The organism is Bacillus sp. BSL6 (assembly GCF_052928345.1).
In genome coordinates, this window is sequence record NZ_JAVGCW010000004.1 from 240,154 (window position 1) to 259,733 (window position 19,580).

Sequence of the window (19,580 nt, forward strand, 5' to 3'; positions counted from 1 at the left end):
TTAATCTAATAACTCTTGCTGCTTTTTCTTTGAAAATGACTGCAGAACTAAATCATACGACCAATCAATCATCTTATTAATTTGCACTTGTTCTACATCTTTATGTATATACACTGTATTCCAATGTTTTTTATTCATCTGTACTTAATTAGGTTTTTTCCTTTGATTAATACCAATCCGTGGATGCATAATATATTTATTTTAGCACAAAAAAAGGGAGCCTCGCCCCCTTTTTTTGAAATTTATGGTAAACGAATTTCCATTTTTGAGAAATTCCCTTTAGAAATCAATTTTCCTTGTTTGATTAACTGCTGCACGCGGAAGTTTAAATAAGTATCGCCCATACGTTGTTCGCTTTTCACCATTACTTCTCCAACGATGACAACAGCTTGTTGGTACTCTTGGGTAACCTGTTCTAATATAGCTGTGTCATAATAATCTTCTGATTCCGTAACTATTTTTCCGTTTTCCAACACTCTCAGTAATCCGTTAGATTGCGAGTAGTTTTCCCAATCCTGCACTAATTCTTGAACCTGTTCTTGAGACAACTCTTTTTCCATTTGAATTGCACCTAGGATAAACTCGGACGGCACTTCTGCCAAACTTTTAAGCGTATGAGACAGTTCCTTGCCTTGTTCATCTTGAACTTTGTAATCAATGCGGCGGCTGAAATCTGTAACATTCACTTCTGAAAATTCTATGCCTTTGTCTTGAAGTAGTGCTACTACATAACTCACTCCAACAACGTCTGAAGCATTTTCTCCGTACCATAAAACTACCTTGCTATTACTTGGAACCTCTTCTATTTTTGGGTTTTGCTTTAGTTTTGCTTCCACCCATTCCACATAATCTAAGTTTGATTCTTGCCCTGTTGATGTCAACACCTCTTTAAGCCATTTCTTCCTAGCTCGCATTCCGTCTGTAAAATTTAACGACCCTATTGAAAAATCATCATTCACGCAAATAATTTTTTCATTTCTTTGTTGGAAAGCGTGCTTTAAATTCCCAAATGCTGAATCTCCAAATACAATGTGTGTAACAGTCATAATGTCTAGTCTCCTTGCTCATTCAATGTGATTTTGTTTCCTTAATAACAGTATAAGCACGGCATTACAAAATAACTATCGTACTTTTATTACATTTTTGTAAGATAAAAATACACCGCCGTTCAATAGCGATGCATTTTTCGTTCTAATATTTTTACAAGTCTTCTGTTTTGAACTCCGTATAACCTTATTCATATGATACCCCGGAATGATTGTTTCTGGATACTCTTCTCTTACTCTTAGCGCAAGTTCTGGATCACATTTCAATGTAATTGCAGCTTTTTCTCCTTCTTCATGGTTTACTATTGCAAATATTTTATTATTAAGCCTCATACATGTTGCATTCCAACCATCAGGAGAATCTTCTGTCGCTTTTCTTTTCGATAAACAATACGCTCTTGTCGCAATCATTCTAATTGTCACCTCTTATTCTTTCACTATTTGATTACGGTGCATCACAATTTGTTTCGTCACTTGAAATTGCTGTTGACCATAAAACTTTATAAGTTTCTCTCCACAAAATAGGCTCACAATATTGATATGAGATATCTCTTCAAGCAACATTGTAAGCATCTTCTCACCAATACCTTTATTTCTTACACTTTCATGCACAACAACATCTTCTAGGTACGCTCGAAAAACACCATCTGAAACAACTCTAGCAAAACCGATTAACTCATTTTCTTTCCATACCCCAATTGCTATACTGTTTTTTAACATTTTTTGAATATCGATTTCTTTTCTTTCTGGCCACCAACCGACAGAATCATAAAGCCTCTTTAATTTTTCTGAACAGATTGGTTTCTCATCTTGTAATTTATATGTGTACATTTTCTTTCTCCCATTTAACATAATATAAATTATTATAAACGATTTTATAAATTTATATTATGGATTTTACAATACAAACAATTCTCTAATACCTTTCCTATCCCCTCTATTAAGTTAGATTATTTCAAATTAACAAATTTATGGAAATGCAAAACAACTAATAAAATATTTACCTATTAAACTTTGAATTACTTGTAATAAATGGTAAAGTTAATGTGGTAAAAAATACATTAAGTGAGGCGATTTTTTGAAAAAGTTTAGTTTATTACTAACAGCATTTGTCATGATTTTAACATTGTTCATTCCAAATCTTACAAGTGCTAAAGCTTTCCCAGATGTCCAATCTAATCATTGGGCATTTAAGGAAATTAACTATTTATCAGATAAAGGTATCATTAAAGGCACACCAGAAGGAACTTTTAAACCGGGTGATGATGTAACTCGTGGGCAAATGGCCTTAATGCTAGATTTATCATTAAAATTAGAAAAACCATCTAGCTATAATCATATTTTTTCCGATGTAGCCAAAGGTATCTATTACTATGATTCTGTACATAAGTTAGCACATAATAACATTGTACAACGTGAAACAAACTATTTCCCTGACCGTTCATTAACTCGTGCAGAAATGGCAGTAGTACTAGTTAAAACTTTTAATTTGAAACCTACAGGTGCAGACGTCAATTTCCCTGATGTTCCATCTAATCATTGGGGTTACAATTATGTCAAAATTTTAGCTCAAAATAATATTACAGCTGGATTTCCTGATGGTACATTTGGTCCAGGCGTAAAAGTAACTCGTGAACAGTTCGCTGCATTTTTAGCTCGTGTATTAGAACCTAGTTTCCGTCCGGCTCTTCCTAATCCTAAAGGTGAGTTAGAAGTTCATTATATTGATGTAGGACAAGGTGATGCTACTTTTATTAAATCTCCAAGTGGCGAAACGATCCTTATTGACGGTGGTAACAACGGAAAAGGTAAAGTAGTAGCAAATTATTTAAAAGGATTAGGATTCCAAACTATCGATTATATGATTGCTACTCATCCTGATGCCGATCATGTAGGCGGATTGGATGAAGTACTTTATGCTATGAATGTAAAAAACGTTTACGCACCTAAAGTAAGTCATACGACACAAACGTTTAAAGACTTTTTAACTGCAGTAGCTAACAAAGGGTTAACTATTAAAGAAGCGAAGTCTGGAGTAACTTTACCAATCAATGGTTTAAACTCACAATTTTTAGCTCCTGTTAAAGAATACGGTAACGATCTAAATGAGTGGAGTGCTGTATTAAAAGTAACACATGGCAGCAAATCTTTCTTATTTACTGGTGATGCTGAATCTAAAAGTGAAAAAGATATGGTTGCAACATATGGTTCTAACCTAAAATCTGATGTATTAAAACCTGGTCACCATGGAAGTAAGACTTCTTCTTCTCAGCCATTTTTAGATGCAGTGAAACCAAGTATCGCTGTGATCAGTGCAGGTGCAGGTAACCGATATGGCCATCCCACACAGGAAACTTTAGCAAAGTTAAATGCAATGTCTGTTAAAGTATATAGAACTGATTTAAATGGAACTGTAATTATTAATAGTGATGGTTCTAACATTTCTGTAAGAACGGAGAGATAATTATGAAGAGAGGTATTATTGACCGTTTTGAAGGCGAACTAGCAGTTATTGAAGTGAATAACGTAACAATTGATGTACCTAAATCCAAACTCCCTTCCACTGCAAAAGAGGGTGATGTTCTTATAATAGAGGATAATACGTATACGATCGATAAGGACGAAACAGATAAAAGAAGACGTGAAATACAAGATTTAATGAATAAGCTATTTGAATAGTAAAAAAAGAAAATCCTTGTAATACGAATCGAACTATTTCTTCGCATAATTGCATCAGATTGATTAGTTTCTATAAACTAAAAAAAGCATCGCCTTATTGGCGATGCTTTTAAAATCCACTTTTTTGTAAAACACGAATACTATAACCTCTTCTCTAAAAAATGTTGGCTATGTCCTTTCGGATGATCTTCAACAACACCATATTCTCGGTAGCCATGCTTTTTATAAAACTCTGGCGCTTGAAAACTAAATGAATCTAATAATATTAATCTACAACCTTTTTCCTTCGCAATATCTTCAATTTTATGTAATAGTTGACTACCATAACCATCATGACGAACTGAATCATCAACCCATAAAAAATCTATATGAAGATGATAAAAATACATCGTTCCTGTTACACCGCCAAAGATTTTCCCAGCCTCATCTTTCAGAACAAAACTTACTTGTTCCATCGGCTGTTTTGCTTCATCTGTTAAAATAGACATGTTATATTGAATGACTTTATTCTTTATATATTCTCCTTCTATGCGAGTACCATTCTCTATGCGTTTCATGTATCTCTTCCTTTCAACTTAGTAAGCTACCTCTCATTTTTACTTTTCCTTTTTAAAATACTAATAAATACGAAACCACCATAAATAACAAAGCATGAAAAGCCAATTATACCTGGTACAGAAACATAGCCTATTCTTATGTAACTTATAACTGCAAAACAAGCGATAGACAGTAAAATAGATGGCCAAAATAAAAGAGCTGTTTTTCTTCGTCTCTCTTTCTTCTCAGAAACACGTGTACCAAAAAGTAATACAATACAAATGAGGATCGCTGCAAAATAAATAGTATCTAATGACAAATTGTGATCGTATAGTGCGATACCCACTTCAAGAGCAATAATCGTTACAATTAACATAATGATTGTTGATGTCTTTAAGTTTCTTTTCAATTACTCACTCCTAGCATGCTTTCACTATATTCTTTGTATATGTACTTCAAAGCTACTGCAAAAGCTTCATCTACCTCTTTATTTTCACGTCGATTAGGTAAATCTTTTCCCCCAATAACATAAAGAAACGGGAATTTGTTAAATATTCCTAACGATTACTTTTTGCAGAATAAATAGCTATCCCAACATAATCAGATTGTATCTCTTTCATTTTTTGAATGACAGTTTCCAGTTTCCATTTTCATTCCTCATTTCATATCGTTTTATCACCTTTAATCATTCAATATAGAATGTAAAAACCCCTTTTTTGCAGATTAAATAGGCTTTTACAATAAAAAAAAGGTAGCATGAATTACTCCTTGCTACCTAAAAGATACATGTTTACGAAAAACCTCTATTCTTCTAAAGGATTTTTAGGACCATTAAGCTCCAATTGATAAAAAGCTAAATCTAGCCATTTATTAAACTTATAACCAGCCTTTTTAATCGTCCCTGCATGAACAAATCCATAGTTTTCATGTAAAGCAATACTTTTCTCATTTTCCGCATCAATTCCAGCAATTAAAGTCATATATTCTCTTTCCCGTGCAATCGCTATCAGTTCTTTCATTAAAGATGTCCCAATTCCTCTATTTCTATATTCCTTATTAACGTATACAGAATGTTCAATTGAATATTTATAGGCAGGCCAAGCTCTAAATGGGCCAAATGTCGCAAATCCTACTATTTTATTATCTAGTTCGTGTACTAAGATTGGATAAGCTTCAGCCTTTTTTTGTCCATACCAATCGATTCTATTTTCAAGGGTTACGGGTTTATACGTATATACAGCAGTTGTATTCAGTATTGCATCATTATAAATATCTAAAATGTATAGTACATCTTTTTCCGTTGCTTCCCTTATCATCGTTTTCTTCCTTTCATATACGTTCTCTTTTTAACTACCTATTTGTTACACGAACACTAGCTTTTCGAAAGCCATCATAAATGTTTAATGCAGCAGATAAAACGTAAATAAGAATACCCCCACCAATTAGCCACTTTTTTAGTTCTTCAGGAGAAATAGTGAACACATTTGCCACAAACGTAATAAATCCATCGGTAAATATGTGCGGATTTACTACAATTATAATGAATACTATCGTTCCAACTATTTGAAGAAGAGCATTCCCGATTGCCAATCTTTTTGTCCATTGTCCCTGTACTAATTTATAAAGAGATATCGCTATTTCAAAAACAATTATCATCACAACGATTGGCCAATACTGAAGTAACACATCTTGATTAAACGTTGGCGCGACAAACTTCAATCCACTTCCCGTACCACTGTATACGCCAACGAGATGATTCGCATAAAAATAAAGTGTACCCCATATTGCCGTCCACATTAACCCTCCAAAAACTTCAAACTTGGAGATTGCTTTTTTCTTCGGAATGTACGAAATGTTTTTCAAATCATCTGGCGTCCACTTTTTTAGACTTGTCGTCAACGGCTCGGTATCTTTGTTTTTATCCGTTCTTTCTAAAATAGCAAATACAAGTGTTAACCAGAAAAATACATGGAGGGCTACTTCAAAAATTTCTCCAATGCCTTTACCTATTAATTGTAAAATAACATTTAATACTGCTTGATCACCAGTATAACTTAAAAAATTTTCTGCAACCATTGTAATGAGTGCGATAACAACTGCAATTGGAATGATCATTTTTAATAATGTCGTATATACATCAAAATAACGCGGTCCAATTAAATGCATCGGTCTATCCAAATATCCATTAGCTAATGAAACCGGACTCCCCAATTTTTCAAGAACTCTTTTTTCATCATCTTCATTATAATCATCAGGCAACATATCCTCAATTGTTGACCGTAGCTCAAGAATAATATCTTCACGATTTTTTTCAGGTAATCTCTTCGCTACTTCCTCGACATAAATATCAATTAAATTCATTCTTGTCCTCCTCCTTTAATAAGTTATAAAGTTCTTTCGAATCCTTTATCCATTCCTTTTTCAACTGTTGGAATATCTCTAATCCGTATTCACTCAAAACATAGTACTTACGAGGCCTACTCTCTGTTTTATCCCAACTACTCGTCACTAGCTCTTGCTTTTCTAACCGGCGAAGTAGTGGATATAAAGTACTTTGATCAATTGCGATTCCTGATTTCTCTAATAATTGGACAAGTGAATACCCATACTGCGGCGTTCTTAATTGACTTAAAACCGCTAATGTTAATGTACCTCTTCTTAGTTCAGTAATTAATGAATTTAATAAAGCATCCATGTGTTCACCTCATTTCCATTACTATATGTCATACAGTATGTGTTTTATACTATGTATCGTACAGTATTAGTGTGAAAAAAACAACAATATTTTACCAAAAAACGGATAATAAAAAGCACAAACTATATGATTTGTGCTTTTCTAACTAAATTATTTACTTGTAACACGCTTACCTTTGTAACTCTGGTAATATAAATTCCCCTTTTCCCTTAGGGAATGGAACAACATCTATAATTGCATCTATATTAATTGCTCCGTAAACATGCGGATATTCTTGGCCGTTAGAAGCAAGTTCATATTTTATTTCTGCTTTTACAACGGCTGGATTAATTGTAAGTAATAAAACATCTTCTTCATGAACGAAATGTTTTTGAGCAACGTTTAAAGCTTGTTCTAAAAATGAACAGTGGATAAATCTCTCTTCTATTAGTGATTTTTCATTAATTTCTCCAGTTGTTTTTGCGATTTCCCAATTTCTTTTTGTTATTACTTTTGTAATCATTATCATGTCCCCTATATTTTTATAAAATAAGATGCTTCTCTATTAAAAAACCATTTGAATTTTTACTTCTTAATTAATGGAGATGCTTCCCCGCTATGGAAAATCCATAAATCATGAAGCGACCTTGTACATCCGACATATAATAACTTCGCATCGTGTTTCGTATTTTTATAATGTTCTTCATCGACATCAATGAGTAGAACAGCATCAAATTCTAACCCTTTCGCTAAGTATACAGGTACTACCGAAATGCCCCCTTCATATTTACTTTGATCTGCTTCAATGACGTTTACAGTCAATCCTGCATTCGTTAATTTCTCATACATATCGCGGCATTCATCGTCTGTTCTTCCGATTACCGCAATTGTTTTCACATCTGCATTTTGTAGCTGTTTTAATGTCTTCAAAATTTCAGTAAACTGATCTTCTGTATGAATTACTTTTACTTCTTCTCCACTACGGAAAACTGGCATTGCAAGCCCTACAGGAATTTCTGCATTTTTTATTATCTCATTTGCGAATTCAATAATTTCTTTTGTAGAACGATAACTTCTCGTCAGTTCATAATAACCTGTTTCTTGGAACACTTCCTTAAACGCACTCCAATCTTCAATCCCTTGATAATCATAAATCGCTTGAGATAAATCACCTAATATAGTGAAAGAGTTACCTAGTGTAATTTCTTTTAATACATAAACTTGGAATGGCGAGAAATCTTGCGCTTCATCGATAACGACGTGATGAAACTTTTGTCCAATTTCAATACCTGTGATGCGGTGATGTATGTATATTAAAGCAGGTAAATCTTCTACATACACTTCTTTTTTACGACAATTCTTTTCTGTTTCTTTAACAAGTTCTTCAGGTAATACTTCGAGTATTTCCTTACTTTTTAATATTGAACTATACAGTGAAAGAGCACTCATTTTCGGCCAAAACTTCATGTAAGTGTTCAATCTTTTAGTTGCTTCTTTTTTGAGTAATTTTTTCTCGTTTGTTTCTCCATACTTTTTCAGTTCAATTTCAATCCAGCGTTTCATTCGGCCGACTAGACGTTCTCTTCTTTTCTTTAATGGATAGTGTTTATATTCGACTTGCATCCACTTTTTAATATCTTCCACTGGAATAACAGCTTTATCCCATGCCTCAAATTTACTTGTTGATACTAGTTCTTTTTCAATTTGAACCATTTGCTCTTCAATAAAGGACTTAAATTCTAGCGTACCTTTCAATTTACCAAGCATAACCTTTCTTTCATCACGATTAATAGAAAATGCTTCTTTCAACTTTTCTTCTGTCTGCTTCAGTTTCACCGAATCATCTAATGTACGTAATGCCCAGTCCAGAAATGTTGTTTGACTAATATTCCCTACACCTAATTCAGGAAGTACACTCGAAATATAGTCTAAAAACAGACTATTCGGAGCGAAAACAATCATTCGCTCCGCTTCTAATTGCTCACGATATTCATAAATTAAAAAAGCAAGGCGATGTAAAGCGATTGTTGTTTTACCGCTTCCTGCAACCCCTTGAATAAGTAATGGTAAGTTTCTTTCCGCACGAATAATATCATTTTGCTCCGATTGTATCGTCGAAACAATATCCTTTAGTTTATTATCTTTATTCTCACCTAATCGATATAGAAGAAAATCATCGGCATGCGAGACATCTTCATTTCCTTTTACATATGTATCAACAACACGTTCTAATTCTCTTTTTCGAATAGAGATGTTTCGCTTTAAATAAACATCACCTTCTACTAATCCGTCTGGTGATTGATAAAACGCTAATTCATCACCGCCGGTAAATGAATAAAACATACTTGCGACAGGTGCCCGCCAATCAATTACAATTGGTTTCATCGTATCTTTATCTGAAACACCTACCTTACCGATGTAGATCGGCATAACTTCTTCCTTGCCATCCTCTTGAAAATCTAACCTTCCAAAGTACGGTTCTTGTACACCAATACGTAAGTTTTGTCTATTAGACTCCCTCATACTTTCAAGAATTTGCTCTTTAAAATCATCGCCATAATAAACTGGAATTTTTTCAAGCTGTTCTAATTGATCATCCATCGTACGTAATGTATCTTTCATTTTTTGTAACTCTTCTTCAAAAATGTTGTTCATTAGATGATTCCCTCCTGTCCGTTCTAATTTTTCAGTCGAAATATAATTGTATTAAAAATCCAATTATAAAGTCAAGGACTTAATTTGTTTTTTCTGAAAAAACTTACTTTTCACCTTTCTAATATTGAAATTCAAATGATATTTTTACATGATAAGAATATATAACATCTAAAACATACAACTACACATATAATAAAGTGATTTATACAAAAGCTGCTATTTTCTATTGATAAAAGGACTTTATACTATCTAACTAAGTTCCCCTTACATACTCTCCAGCTTCTTTTCTAGATATCTATTATTTCATTTATAAAATAACTAAAATCACAAAAACAAAAATAAAAGTAAAGGAGTCTATTCAAAATGACTGCTACCAAAAGAAAACCCATTAAGTTACATTTACTTATTTTTGTGTTCATTGTATTGGCAAGTGGCTGGATTGGCGTAATTCTAGATTCTTTTCTAACAGATCAGCCTGAAGGAAACTCTTTAGGCATGGGACTGTGGCTAATATTACCTTTCCTCTCATGTATTTTCCTTAGAGTTATTAGCCGAGATTGGAATGATTTTGGTATAAAACTAAATTTGAAGGCAAACTTTAAATGGTACTTCGTTGCGATACTAATTTATCCGTTCGTTACAGTAATAACGATAAGTTTAGCACTTATTTTTGGAGTAGCTAACATAACTAGTTTTGAAATATATTCGTTATTGTCACTTATATTCATGTCTACTATTGGTAACTTTATTAAAAATATTTTTGAAGAGTTTTCATGGCGCGGTTATTTAACTCCTAAGCTCATTGAACTAAAGTTAAACGATTGGTTTATTTATATTATTTCTGGTTTAGTTTGGGCTCTTTGGCATGCCGCTTATTATTTAGTCTTTTTACCAAATGAATATTTTGAATCTATTTCAAGGTTACATATGCTTTTATCAGGCTGTATACTTATGGTTTCTTGGTCTATTATGTATGTTGAAATATATAGACTTACAAAGTCAGTATGGCCATGCGTTATCATGCATGCAATTGAAGATGCCGTTCCTACTGTTTTAGTTACAATAACAGGGATCATTACACTTACTAACAGCAGTGATTTTTGGTTAAACCCTATTAGCGGAGTCGTTGCTACTATTATATTTCTTGGAATTGGGATCGTACTAAGATCTATGAGAATAAAAAAAGAACGACAATTAAATACGAAAGATAATCAATTATTCACACTATAGAAGCAAAAAGAGTAAGGAATTAATCCTTACTCTTTTTTACTTTTATTCGATATGATAAACATTCATTTAAAGACGCTTGCTCTTTATATTTCCTCTCTTCAAAGTCATACGCTCCTCCTGGGAAAATCCCAACTATACTGAAACGAGCCTCTGCACATAAATTACTAATCTCATCTATCGTATAGCAACGTAAAGATTGTGTCACGATATCATTTGAAGAATCCTTTTCCCACCAGTGGTCCAGCATCCTAGCATTTTCACTATCATATTCATATTTTCGCATTGCAGAATAAATCGGCATTTCTTGTCCATTTGCTTTTTCCCAATATAATGGTTGATAAATATCAATAAGTGCACACCCATCATCTTTCAACCAATTATGGATTCGCTTTAATAAAACCAATTGTTCTTCATCTGTTCCCACACCAAATCCGTCTAAATAACTAACAACATCAAACTTTTCTTCAAAGTTAATTTTATAAAAGTCAGCACAATGAATCACAATGTCGTTAGTAGAATGTTCTTTAGCAAACATAACTAACTCTGGTACAAGCTCAACAGTAGTCATTTTTACATTCAAATTAGACATCGCTCTTGCAAAACCACCATTTCCAGCTCCTAGTTCTAACATCGTTTGAAATGGATATCCAATTTGTTCTTGTACTTCTTTCGCAACTTCCTTTAACCAATTTTCATTTTTTATATCATAGCTTAGTAATTCAAATTGTTTTTTATAAAATTCTTTTACATTTAATTCGTTCATTATTATTCTCCTCCTGTACGTTATTTTTCTACTACAGGTGAGAAACTAAATTTCTGATACCCATGAAAAATCCTCCTTTTGATTTCCCTATATTTACATTTTATCTAAATAATAAGAATTTTTAAAGCACCAAAAATAAAGGAGCAGATAATGGAAAATTCCACTATCTGCTCTATGGCTGCTATTATTTCCCTTGTTGATACTTCAACCAATCACCAGAAATGATAACTTTCTTTAGCATATTTTTATCTTGAGCGATATACACATATGCCTCTATTTCCCTATCACCATCAAATACTATTTGTGTGATTCGTTCATATAAATCCGTCTCTGCATTACCTGTATATTCTTCTAGTTCGTCTAACTTACGCAATATGTCATCATTTACTTCATAAACTTCTCCATACACCTTTTCTTCATTCGAATAAGTCATCGCCGGATACCCTTCGTTTGTATCAAATAATTCCCCATACGTCCATGCTTTGTCTGCAATGCATATTGCACTTTGCATATAATGAGCATTCGTTTGCTTTTTTCTTAACGTGCCATATACAAAAACGTGATGCATTAATCCCTATCTCCTTTACATGTCACTACTTTCTAATTTGTAAATAAGCACGAATCATAAAGTAACTCACTTCATTCGGAAGTTGTTCCTTTATAGATTTCAAACCACCCTCAGCATTTTGCACAGCAGTTTCAATCAGTTGTTCGTATTCTGCAGGAACAAAACTGTTCCAGTCTACTTCCATTCCATCTTCAAAACAACGAATTAAATGATTTTCAATCGTTTGTCTTGATAAGCCACGTTCTTTCGCAATTTCATCTAGATCAATACCTTGTTTATACATTTCATACGTTTCCAAATGAGAATTTGCTGAAGCTTTCCCTGATTTCTTCCGCTCTGTCACCACTTCTGTTTTAATAGTTTCAGCATAGTTTGGGTTTTCCTCAATAAAGTGCTGAACTGCTTGTAAGAAGTGCGAACCATACTTCACAAGTTTGTGTTCACCAATCCCTTTCACAGTTAAAAGTTCAGAATCGCTTTGCGGCATTTTTGCACACATATCTTTCAACGTTTGGTCAGAGAAAATAACGAATGGAGGTACCCCTTCTCCTTGCGCAATTTCTTTACGTACTTCGCGAAGTACTTCAAATAAAGGATGATCTTGAACGATTTGTCTTGTCTCTACTCGTTCTTTACGTAAAACATTCTCTTTACCAAGTAACACTTCTTTCCCTTTTTCTGTTACTTTTAATGTCGGGTAAGTACCATGTTCAACTGCAATTAGCTCGTCTGAAATTAAAAACTCAATAAATTCACTCACTTCTTTTACACTACGATTTGATAAAAGTCCGTAAGTTGGCAAAGTATGAAAATTAAATTCAATGACTTTCTTATTTTTAGATCCAGTTAGTACTTGTGCAATCATTTGTTTACCAAATCGTTGGTTCGTCCTAATCATACAAGATAAAACCATTTGCGATTCTCTCGTCACATCGATACTTTCTCGGTCGTCTGTACAATTACCGCAGCGGCCACAATCTTCTTTTGGTTCTTCTCCAAAGTATTGCAAAATAAATGATTGTAAACATTGTTCTGTATGACAGTAGTCAGTCATATTTTGCAGTTTTTCAAGTTCATTTGAAAAACGAGACTCTCCTGTCGATTGATCAATTAAAAAGCGTTGTACTTGTACATCTTGAGAAGAATAAAGCAATATACATGCACTATCTAATCCGTCACGGCCAGCACGTCCTGCTTCTTGGTAATAACTTTCCATATTTTTTGGAAGTTGATAATGGATAACGTAACGAATATTCGATTTATCAATACCCATCCCAAACGCAGATGTGGCTACCATTACACTCACTTCATCACGTAAAAAGAGTTCTTGTTGCTCATTTCGATCGTTATCACTCATACCGGCATGATATTTTGATACAGAAACTCCCGCTTTCATTAAATCCTCATACAACTGATCAACTACTTTTCTAGTAGCTGCATATATAATCCCAGATTCCTTTTGATTTTGACGAATATAATCCGCTAAATATGCATGACGATCTTGTCCTTTAATAACAGAAAATGATAAGTTCTCGCGCTCAAACGTTGTCATAATCGTGTTTTCTTGATTAATTCCAAGCGTGTTGCAAATATCATCACGAACTTGTGGTGTTGCCGTAGCAGTTAATGCTAATACGAGCGGCTTTTCTGGAAGATAATCTAATATACGGTGTATATGTAAATAACTCGGACGGAAATCATGTCCCCACTGCGAAATACAGTGCGCCTCATCAATGGCAATCATCGGGATTTTCATATCGATCAGTTGGTCAACAAACTCCATTGAATCAAGTCGCTCTGGCGCTACATAAAGTAACTTATAATGGCCCTGTTTCGCTAATTGAATTCGTTGATTCGCTTCTGTACTCGAAATAGAACTATTAATATATGTAGCTGAAATACCATTTTGTACTAATGTATCTACTTGGTCTTTCATAAGTGATATTAAAGGCGATATAACTAACGTTGTTCCTTCAAATACTAATGCGGGAATTTGATAACAAATTGACTTACCACCGCCCGTAGGCATAATACAGACAGTATCTTTCCCATCTAATACATTTTTAATTGTTTCATCTTGTCCTCTTCGGAATGACGAATAACCGAAATAAGACGCTAAAAGTTCTTGTGCTTTTGTAAACAAAAAAGAGTCACCTGCTTTTCTTTATCTTTCATCTACTCCTATTATATCATCTCTTATGCATCATGAAAGTGATGAATACATGACTATCAGCCTGCTTTTTCATTACTTTATGCTTCTTTACGTTTTAGAGAATGATTAGTACTATAATAAATTTTAAAATAAATACACATTTTATTAATTCTCCTTGAATACTACTAATCTTATACATATGAATTCAGGAGGTTACTATATGAAGCACCGTAATATGAGTGCCATCAAACAAAAAACCGTACCGAACCAACTCCAATTCTCAAATAATGACGCGTGGAAATATGAATCATATTATAAGTACCAGCCATTTTTTTCTTATAGAAAGCTTTTTCATTGTCTTTCTCAACTTTTTAAACGTTAATACACGTACGAAATAGATCATTCATAATCATTTTCTCAATATAAACCTTATGGACTTACTACAATACAATTGTTATCATATGAAATATTCTGTTGGATAAACCCCTTAAGTTGACCCGCTTATATAAGCGGGTCTTTTTTTATTATTATATATTTCATAACACTATTAGATGTAATTATAAATCTTATCGCCATTTTATAATCTTAATCCACTCACTACAAATGGTGATAATCACAAAAGGTAAAATATAAATGCTTAACATTTAATTATCTAATTCTTTTTTCTCAATACACAAAACAAATTTCACTTGTTACTATAAAGGTACTCCAGATGAGTTTTTGCTCATCGACATTATCTAGTGAAAGGGATCTGCCGCGGGAAGCAGGTCCCTTTCACTTTATTAAAGACTCACTTTCAATTGGACACATTTACCAGGTTTTTTTAATAGAATTTTATGATAATATTACGTAGTCGAGTCCGACATCTCGGCAATACCCTTTTGAGGCTCTGCAACTTCCCTTGCAGAGCCTCTTTTACTTTATATTCATTTTATTTATATATAACGCAATAAAATTACTCATCTTTTTCCATATCATTTTTTGAAATTAATCTAGGACACGTAACTAAAAATAAATTTTCATCATACTTTGAGTTATACATGTTCAAAGGAGTGTTACTATTTATGTATTCATATTGGCAATCGTATTACTCCCCCTATCATAATCCTTATGTAAACTTTGATGTATCTGTACGTAATTACCGAATTAGTAAAAACGAGAATTTTTTAAAAGGTTACATGCGTTCTTTATGGGAACAACATGTCGCTTGGACGAGATTAGCTATTATAAGTATTGTTTTCAATTTACCTGACGTAAACGTTACTGTTGGACGGCTTCTTCAAAATGCAACACATATGGGACTATCTCTTGAACCATTCTATGGTGAAGATGCAGTAAAAAAATATAGTGCATTAATTAAAGACCACTTAGTAATTGCAGCAGATCTTGTTAAAGCCGCAAAAGCTGGTGACCAAAACGCAGCTGTCGCTATAGAGAAAAAATGGTACGCTAACGGTGATGAAATTGTAGCGTTTCTTACTAGCATCAACCCATATATACAAAAAGAAGAATTTACACAAATGTTTTATGAACATCTAGCATTAACAAAAGCAGAAGCACTGGCATTTCTAAATAAAGATTATGAAGCAGGAGTAAAATTGTACGATAAAATTGAAAAAGAAGCTTTAGAAGTGTCCGACATGATAACAAACGCAATCGTACAGCAATTCCCGCAAGTATTTCAATAACAACAAGCCGGTTTGAAAAAACAAATCGGCTTGTTAAGTTTTCTATTAAGGATATTTCACCATGCTCTTTACATTTAGCTTATATCGATATATTTTATTAATATCCGTTTTTTATAGGAGGAAATAGTTTGATTAACGCCATTGGTCTCGTATTTATACTTACAAATAAACATGAGAAAAAGAAGAAAGTATATCTGAATGAAAAATTTGCATTAATAGACATTATTGATTCTAAGGAAGTAATTGATGATGAAGGGAACCCGCTAGTAGAACTAACATGTAAATACAGTATATATTTAGATGAAAAATACTACTGTAAATCTCTTGATGATTATACTGGACAAGTCTTTCCATTCTTAAGTGCTAAAATAGGAAAAGGACTTCTAAGAAACTTAAACTACTACTTTTCTTATGTTGATGCCTATGATAAGAAACCACCAGTTAAAGAAATAAGACCACTTATGAAACAAGTAACTAACAGATAGCAAAAAAAAACAAAAAAAGAAAGCATCTAACTCTGGATGTTTTCTTTTTTATTGAAAACTCATTAAATTTCATCCTCTTCTAAAAGTATGTATCCAAGCATATTTTAAATTAAAAACATTGGAGGATTAGACTGAATGAAATACTCAGAAACTATTGTAAGTAAACGACTACGAATGCTTAAAATGACGGGTATGTTTTTCATGCTAGTGTTAATAGCATGGATTGGATATACAAAATTACTTTATGAAAAAGGCTTTCTTCAAGAAAAAAAGAATTCAGTAGAAGTAATGAACACTAGCATTACAGGAGAAATAGAGCAGCTTTTTCATATCAACTTACAAGGCTATCGAAAAACGAACCTTGATGCTGTTATAGAAGCAAGTAAAACAGATCCAAGCGAACTATCCCTAATTGAACTAGTCAACAAATCCTGCTCGCGAGATTGCATAGGCGAACCAGTCACATATGTAAACTCAAACAATGGATATATCTTTTATAAGGAATCTAATGGAACTAATGTAGCTATAACAGTTAAAAAGAAAGACACATGGATAATTGTAAAGAAATCTGTTCAAGATGGAATATAATCTCCCCAAAAAGAGTACGTATCGTACTCTTTTTTATTATTAATACCCTTCCTCTTCATGCCTACAATGGCATTTCGCTTTTGTTTTACAATGACATTTTTCACACTCACACTTTGGTTTCTCTTTGCAACAACACTCGTGAAAATCATTGCGTTTACATCTACATCTCCCAAACATCAAATCATCCCAAAATTTATTACAATCTTGAAAATGTCCACAATGACAAGTATTTCTCATAAATATGCTTCCTCCTTGATAGAATTCATCATATTCTATGTTTGAAAGTATACAAAGGCTTGTTTATTAGTCTATTTTCTCCATATTATAAGTAGAGTTAAAAGATTACATAAAAATAAAAAACCGTCACATGACGGCTTTTTATTTAGCAAACTATTCTTTTGTATAAAAATATTTAAGTCCTTTAGCATCTAACCACGCTGTCGCTCGATCTAATTCATTCCCTTGGCGATATGCTGTTTCAAATCTAACTAATCCTTGTTTATCTCCATATGAGATAATACGAGATTCATACCCAAGAGCATCCATCATTCCTAACATTTCTACTACTAACGCTGTACCAAATTCATACGTAACAACTTTACTAAATTTATTCACTATAATTCCAACTCCTTCTTGTTTTGTCGATTGTTCAACAGTTTGATTAGTAAACCAAACTAACGGCTTCTTTCCCACTAACTTATTTAAATCACATTTTCCTATGCCAGCTACATTCCCTGTTTCTGTGTATTGCCAAATATCACATGGGTAGGCTGGTTTGTTACCACCATAACGAGGAATCCATACAAAATCACAATTGACATTTGCCATTCCAAATGGATCATACATATGATGAGCAATATATAAACCAACCTTCTTAGCTCCTAATCTGCGTAATTCATCAATAAAAGCTTGTGCACCCGCTCTCATATCGTTCATTGTTTTTACTTCTACGTCAGCTACCCAAACTGTTGCATTTTTATCACCACGGTTCCAAAAGTCTCTCGCCTCTATCCGTGCATCCTCTACTGAAACGAAACGACAGAACGCATAATTACCAAACGGAATATTTTTTGCTTTCATTGCTTGTACATAATTTTTATATAAAGGATCTATATAATTTGAACCATCTTGCACACGTGCAATTACAAAATCTAATTGTGGTGCTGCAATATCCCAGTTAATGTCGCCATTCCATTTCGAAATATCTACAATATAACCCATTATTTCACATCCTCTTTTTCATTATTATATTCAAAGCTTGTTTTTTTGCTATTATCATCTAATAAATAGTATGAGAAGTATTGTATTATTTAGTAATAATTTAAAATTCGGCTTATGTATTGAGAAAATAAAATATTATTACGGGTTTAATAAGTAAAGACTTACAAAGCTCTAAACTATAATCAGTAGGAGGCCACAAGCAGTGCAATTCCCAGCTAATTTCTTAGCTTCATCCGAATTTTGAGGTATGAATTTTACTGCCCATTAAAGCGGGATACACAAAACCACCTTTCTGATAGGTGGTTTTGTGTACTACTTTACATATACATTATCCATATTTATAGTTACATAATTATTAATTACTTAATATACTTGTTAGCTAAAAATAAGACAATTTTTAGTTTTTAATCAAACTAATTTTCGTTTTATCTCAAATACTCATAGTACCATTTACGTGCATCTAACCAAGCTGTAAATTTATCGATATTTCCGGACGGATAGCCATTCGTTATAGCATAACCAATGCCATCTTTCTGAACGACAATTTGTCCATCAATACCCGCATCAACCATCGCCTGAGCCAAAGCTTGTAAATTGCTAAATGCTACACCACCAGTTTTTACTTTGAGCAAGTCCGTTGCACCTCCTCCAGTTTGTCCTGTAAGAGCAAATACAATAGAATTAGCGATTTTATCAACATTCCATTTTGCCATGTCGGATTCATTATCAATAAATCCTAATTCAATAAGAATAGCCGGTGCCTTCGTTCCATTTAATACCGCTAAATCTGTACGTTGTTTCGCACCTCGATCACGCCATCCAATATCTTTTGCTAGTTGAGCTGATATTTTAGCCGCCAAATCTTTCTGATCATAATACAAAACCTCAACACCCTGTCCATTTCCATCACTTGCATTAAGATGAAAAGAAATAACTAAATCCACAGCATGGGAATTGCTATTCCGAATGATATTATTTAAATTTTGTGATTGAGTTGTCCCTACCTCGTCCGTATCGTCATAAACCGTGTGTCCTAGGGATCTTAACTTAGCCGCCACAGCATCTTTAACTTGCCTATCTAGAACATGTTCTTTCCGATTCCCAAAATTAGCACCTTGAACAATACTATTGTGTCCTCCGTGCAAACTATATCTGGCCATTATTTATCAACATCTCCTTTCTTAATATCATATTCAAAACTTGTCTTATTGCTATTCCCACTTACAATCTTAACTGTACCCATACATCCTACATTTTCTAAAAGTGAAGGCAATTCGTTTTCGTTATAAAAAGT

Annotated in this window: 22 protein-coding genes and 2 pseudogenes; 6 read left to right on the forward strand and 18 right to left on the reverse strand. The window is 33.3% G+C overall.

The window, feature by feature from the left end; translation table 11 throughout:
• The 4 genes and pseudogenes from RCJ96_RS15345 to RCJ96_RS15360 all read right to left on the reverse strand — a co-directional run.
• A pseudogene (locus RCJ96_RS15345) lies at positions 1 to 138 on the reverse strand (MmcQ/YjbR family DNA-binding protein); the annotation flags it as partial.
• 104 nt (positions 139 to 242) lie between these two features.
• Positions 243 to 1,046: a DUF1835 domain-containing protein gene (locus tag RCJ96_RS15350; RefSeq protein WP_416504562.1), complete on the reverse strand. Its 804-nt coding sequence runs from the start codon at positions 1,044 to 1,046 to the stop codon at positions 243 to 245.
• A 75-nt stretch (positions 1,047 to 1,121) separates the two neighbouring features.
• Positions 1,122 to 1,457, reverse strand: coding sequence for an MmcQ/YjbR family DNA-binding protein (locus RCJ96_RS15355; protein WP_074608633.1), 336 nt, complete (start codon positions 1,455 to 1,457; stop codon positions 1,122 to 1,124).
• A 15-nt stretch (positions 1,458 to 1,472) separates the two neighbouring features.
• Entirely contained in the window at positions 1,473 to 1,877 is a 405-nt protein-coding gene (locus RCJ96_RS15360) for a GNAT family N-acetyltransferase (RefSeq protein ID WP_000288943.1), read from the reverse strand.
• Positions 1,878 to 2,124: 247 nt separating this feature from the next.
• Between RCJ96_RS15360 and RCJ96_RS15365 the strand changes: the two genes are divergently transcribed.
• Complete coding sequence (locus RCJ96_RS15365) at positions 2,125 to 3,510, forward strand: S-layer homology domain-containing protein (protein ID WP_270795845.1); 1,386 nt, start codon at positions 2,125 to 2,127, stop codon at positions 3,508 to 3,510.
• 2 nt (positions 3,511 to 3,512) lie between these two features.
• Positions 3,513 to 3,725 (forward strand): DUF3006 domain-containing protein, encoded by a 213-nt coding sequence (locus RCJ96_RS15370; RefSeq protein WP_416504563.1) that lies wholly within the window; start codon positions 3,513 to 3,515, stop codon positions 3,723 to 3,725.
• A 140-nt stretch (positions 3,726 to 3,865) separates the two neighbouring features.
• Here RCJ96_RS15370 and RCJ96_RS15375 read toward each other — a convergent pair whose 3' ends face one another.
• From RCJ96_RS15375 to RCJ96_RS15410, 8 genes and pseudogenes are all read right to left on the reverse strand, one after another.
• A complete protein-coding gene (locus RCJ96_RS15375) occupies positions 3,866 to 4,282 on the reverse strand; it encodes a GNAT family N-acetyltransferase (RefSeq protein WP_044792169.1) in 417 nt (138 codons plus the stop codon).
• 26 nt (positions 4,283 to 4,308) lie between these two features.
• A complete protein-coding gene (locus RCJ96_RS15380; protein WP_074567961.1) occupies positions 4,309 to 4,671 on the reverse strand; it encodes a hypothetical protein in 363 nt (120 codons plus the stop codon).
• A pseudogene (locus RCJ96_RS15385) lies at positions 4,668 to 4,823 on the reverse strand (serine hydrolase); the annotation flags it as partial. The pseudogene RCJ96_RS15385 and the gene RCJ96_RS15380, both read right to left, overlap by 4 nt.
• Before the next feature lie 242 nt (positions 4,824 to 5,065).
• Complete coding sequence (locus tag RCJ96_RS15390) at positions 5,066 to 5,578, reverse strand: GNAT family N-acetyltransferase (RefSeq protein WP_242303800.1); 513 nt, start codon at positions 5,576 to 5,578, stop codon at positions 5,066 to 5,068.
• A gap of 34 nt (positions 5,579 to 5,612) precedes the next feature.
• Entirely contained in the window at positions 5,613 to 6,623 is a 1,011-nt protein-coding gene (locus RCJ96_RS15395) for an HAAS signaling domain-containing protein (protein WP_242303799.1), read from the reverse strand.
• Positions 6,610 to 6,957 carry a PadR family transcriptional regulator gene (locus RCJ96_RS15400; RefSeq protein WP_074608623.1) on the reverse strand — a complete coding sequence of 116 codons (348 nt, stop codon included), beginning with the start codon at positions 6,955 to 6,957 and terminating at the stop codon, positions 6,610 to 6,612. The genes RCJ96_RS15395 and RCJ96_RS15400 overlap by 14 nt, the downstream gene beginning before the upstream one ends.
• A 169-nt stretch (positions 6,958 to 7,126) precedes the next feature.
• A complete protein-coding gene (locus tag RCJ96_RS15405) occupies positions 7,127 to 7,459 on the reverse strand; it encodes a DUF952 domain-containing protein (RefSeq protein WP_242303798.1) in 333 nt (110 codons plus the stop codon).
• Positions 7,460 to 7,521: 62 nt separating this feature from the next.
• Entirely contained in the window at positions 7,522 to 9,591 is a 2,070-nt protein-coding gene (locus RCJ96_RS15410; RefSeq protein WP_416504564.1) for a HelD family protein, read from the reverse strand.
• A 363-nt stretch (positions 9,592 to 9,954) separates the two neighbouring features.
• On the opposite strand from RCJ96_RS15410, the gene RCJ96_RS15415 reads away from it, so the two are divergent.
• The gene (locus RCJ96_RS15415) at positions 9,955 to 10,821 is read left to right on the forward strand and encodes a CPBP family glutamic-type intramembrane protease (protein WP_074608618.1); all 867 of its coding nucleotides are present in this window, start codon (positions 9,955 to 9,957) and stop codon (positions 10,819 to 10,821) included.
• Between the two features lie 19 nt (positions 10,822 to 10,840).
• On the opposite strand, the gene RCJ96_RS15420 is transcribed toward RCJ96_RS15415, so the two are convergent.
• The 3 genes from RCJ96_RS15420 to recQ all read right to left on the reverse strand — a co-directional run bounded on the left by RCJ96_RS15420 (position 10,841) and on the right by recQ (position 14,295).
• On the reverse strand, positions 10,841 to 11,584 hold the full coding sequence (locus RCJ96_RS15420; RefSeq protein ID WP_001004298.1) for a class I SAM-dependent methyltransferase: 744 nt from the start codon (positions 11,582 to 11,584) through the stop codon (positions 10,841 to 10,843).
• Positions 11,585 to 11,768: 184 nt separating this feature from the next.
• The gene (locus tag RCJ96_RS15425) at positions 11,769 to 12,152 is read right to left on the reverse strand and encodes a gamma-glutamylcyclotransferase family protein (protein WP_076870772.1); all 384 of its coding nucleotides are present in this window, start codon (positions 12,150 to 12,152) and stop codon (positions 11,769 to 11,771) included.
• A 25-nt stretch (positions 12,153 to 12,177) separates the two neighbouring features.
• A complete protein-coding gene (gene recQ, locus RCJ96_RS15430) occupies positions 12,178 to 14,295 on the reverse strand; it encodes a DNA helicase RecQ (RefSeq protein WP_416504565.1) in 2,118 nt (705 codons plus the stop codon).
• Between the two features lie 1,073 nt (positions 14,296 to 15,368).
• Here recQ and RCJ96_RS15435 point away from each other — a divergent pair.
• The 3 genes from RCJ96_RS15435 (at position 15,369) to RCJ96_RS15445 (ending at position 17,065) form a co-directional block, all read left to right on the forward strand.
• The gene (locus RCJ96_RS15435; protein ID WP_416504566.1) at positions 15,369 to 15,992 is read left to right on the forward strand and encodes an acetylglutamate kinase; all 624 of its coding nucleotides are present in this window, start codon (positions 15,369 to 15,371) and stop codon (positions 15,990 to 15,992) included.
• A 128-nt stretch (positions 15,993 to 16,120) separates the two neighbouring features.
• Positions 16,121 to 16,477, forward strand: coding sequence for a cytoplasmic protein (locus RCJ96_RS15440; protein WP_071728930.1), 357 nt, complete (start codon positions 16,121 to 16,123; stop codon positions 16,475 to 16,477).
• A gap of 135 nt (positions 16,478 to 16,612) precedes the next feature.
• Entirely contained in the window at positions 16,613 to 17,065 is a 453-nt protein-coding gene (locus RCJ96_RS15445; RefSeq protein ID WP_074608608.1) for a hypothetical protein, read from the forward strand.
• Here RCJ96_RS15445 and RCJ96_RS15450 read toward each other — a convergent pair.
• From RCJ96_RS15450 to RCJ96_RS15460, 3 genes are all read right to left on the reverse strand, one after another.
• Entirely contained in the window at positions 17,050 to 17,238 is a 189-nt protein-coding gene (locus tag RCJ96_RS15450) for a hypothetical protein (RefSeq protein ID WP_416504567.1), read from the reverse strand. The two genes, RCJ96_RS15445 and RCJ96_RS15450, sit on opposite strands and share 16 nt — an antisense overlap.
• A gap of 217 nt (positions 17,239 to 17,455) precedes the next feature.
• The gene (locus RCJ96_RS15455) at positions 17,456 to 18,286 is read right to left on the reverse strand and encodes a GH25 family lysozyme (RefSeq protein WP_242303793.1); all 831 of its coding nucleotides are present in this window, start codon (positions 18,284 to 18,286) and stop codon (positions 17,456 to 17,458) included.
• Positions 18,287 to 18,711: 425 nt separating this feature from the next.
• Positions 18,712 to 19,446: an N-acetylmuramoyl-L-alanine amidase gene (locus RCJ96_RS15460; protein ID WP_000135293.1), complete on the reverse strand. Its 735-nt coding sequence runs from the start codon at positions 19,444 to 19,446 to the stop codon at positions 18,712 to 18,714.
• Between the last annotated feature and the right edge of the window lie 134 nt (positions 19,447 to 19,580).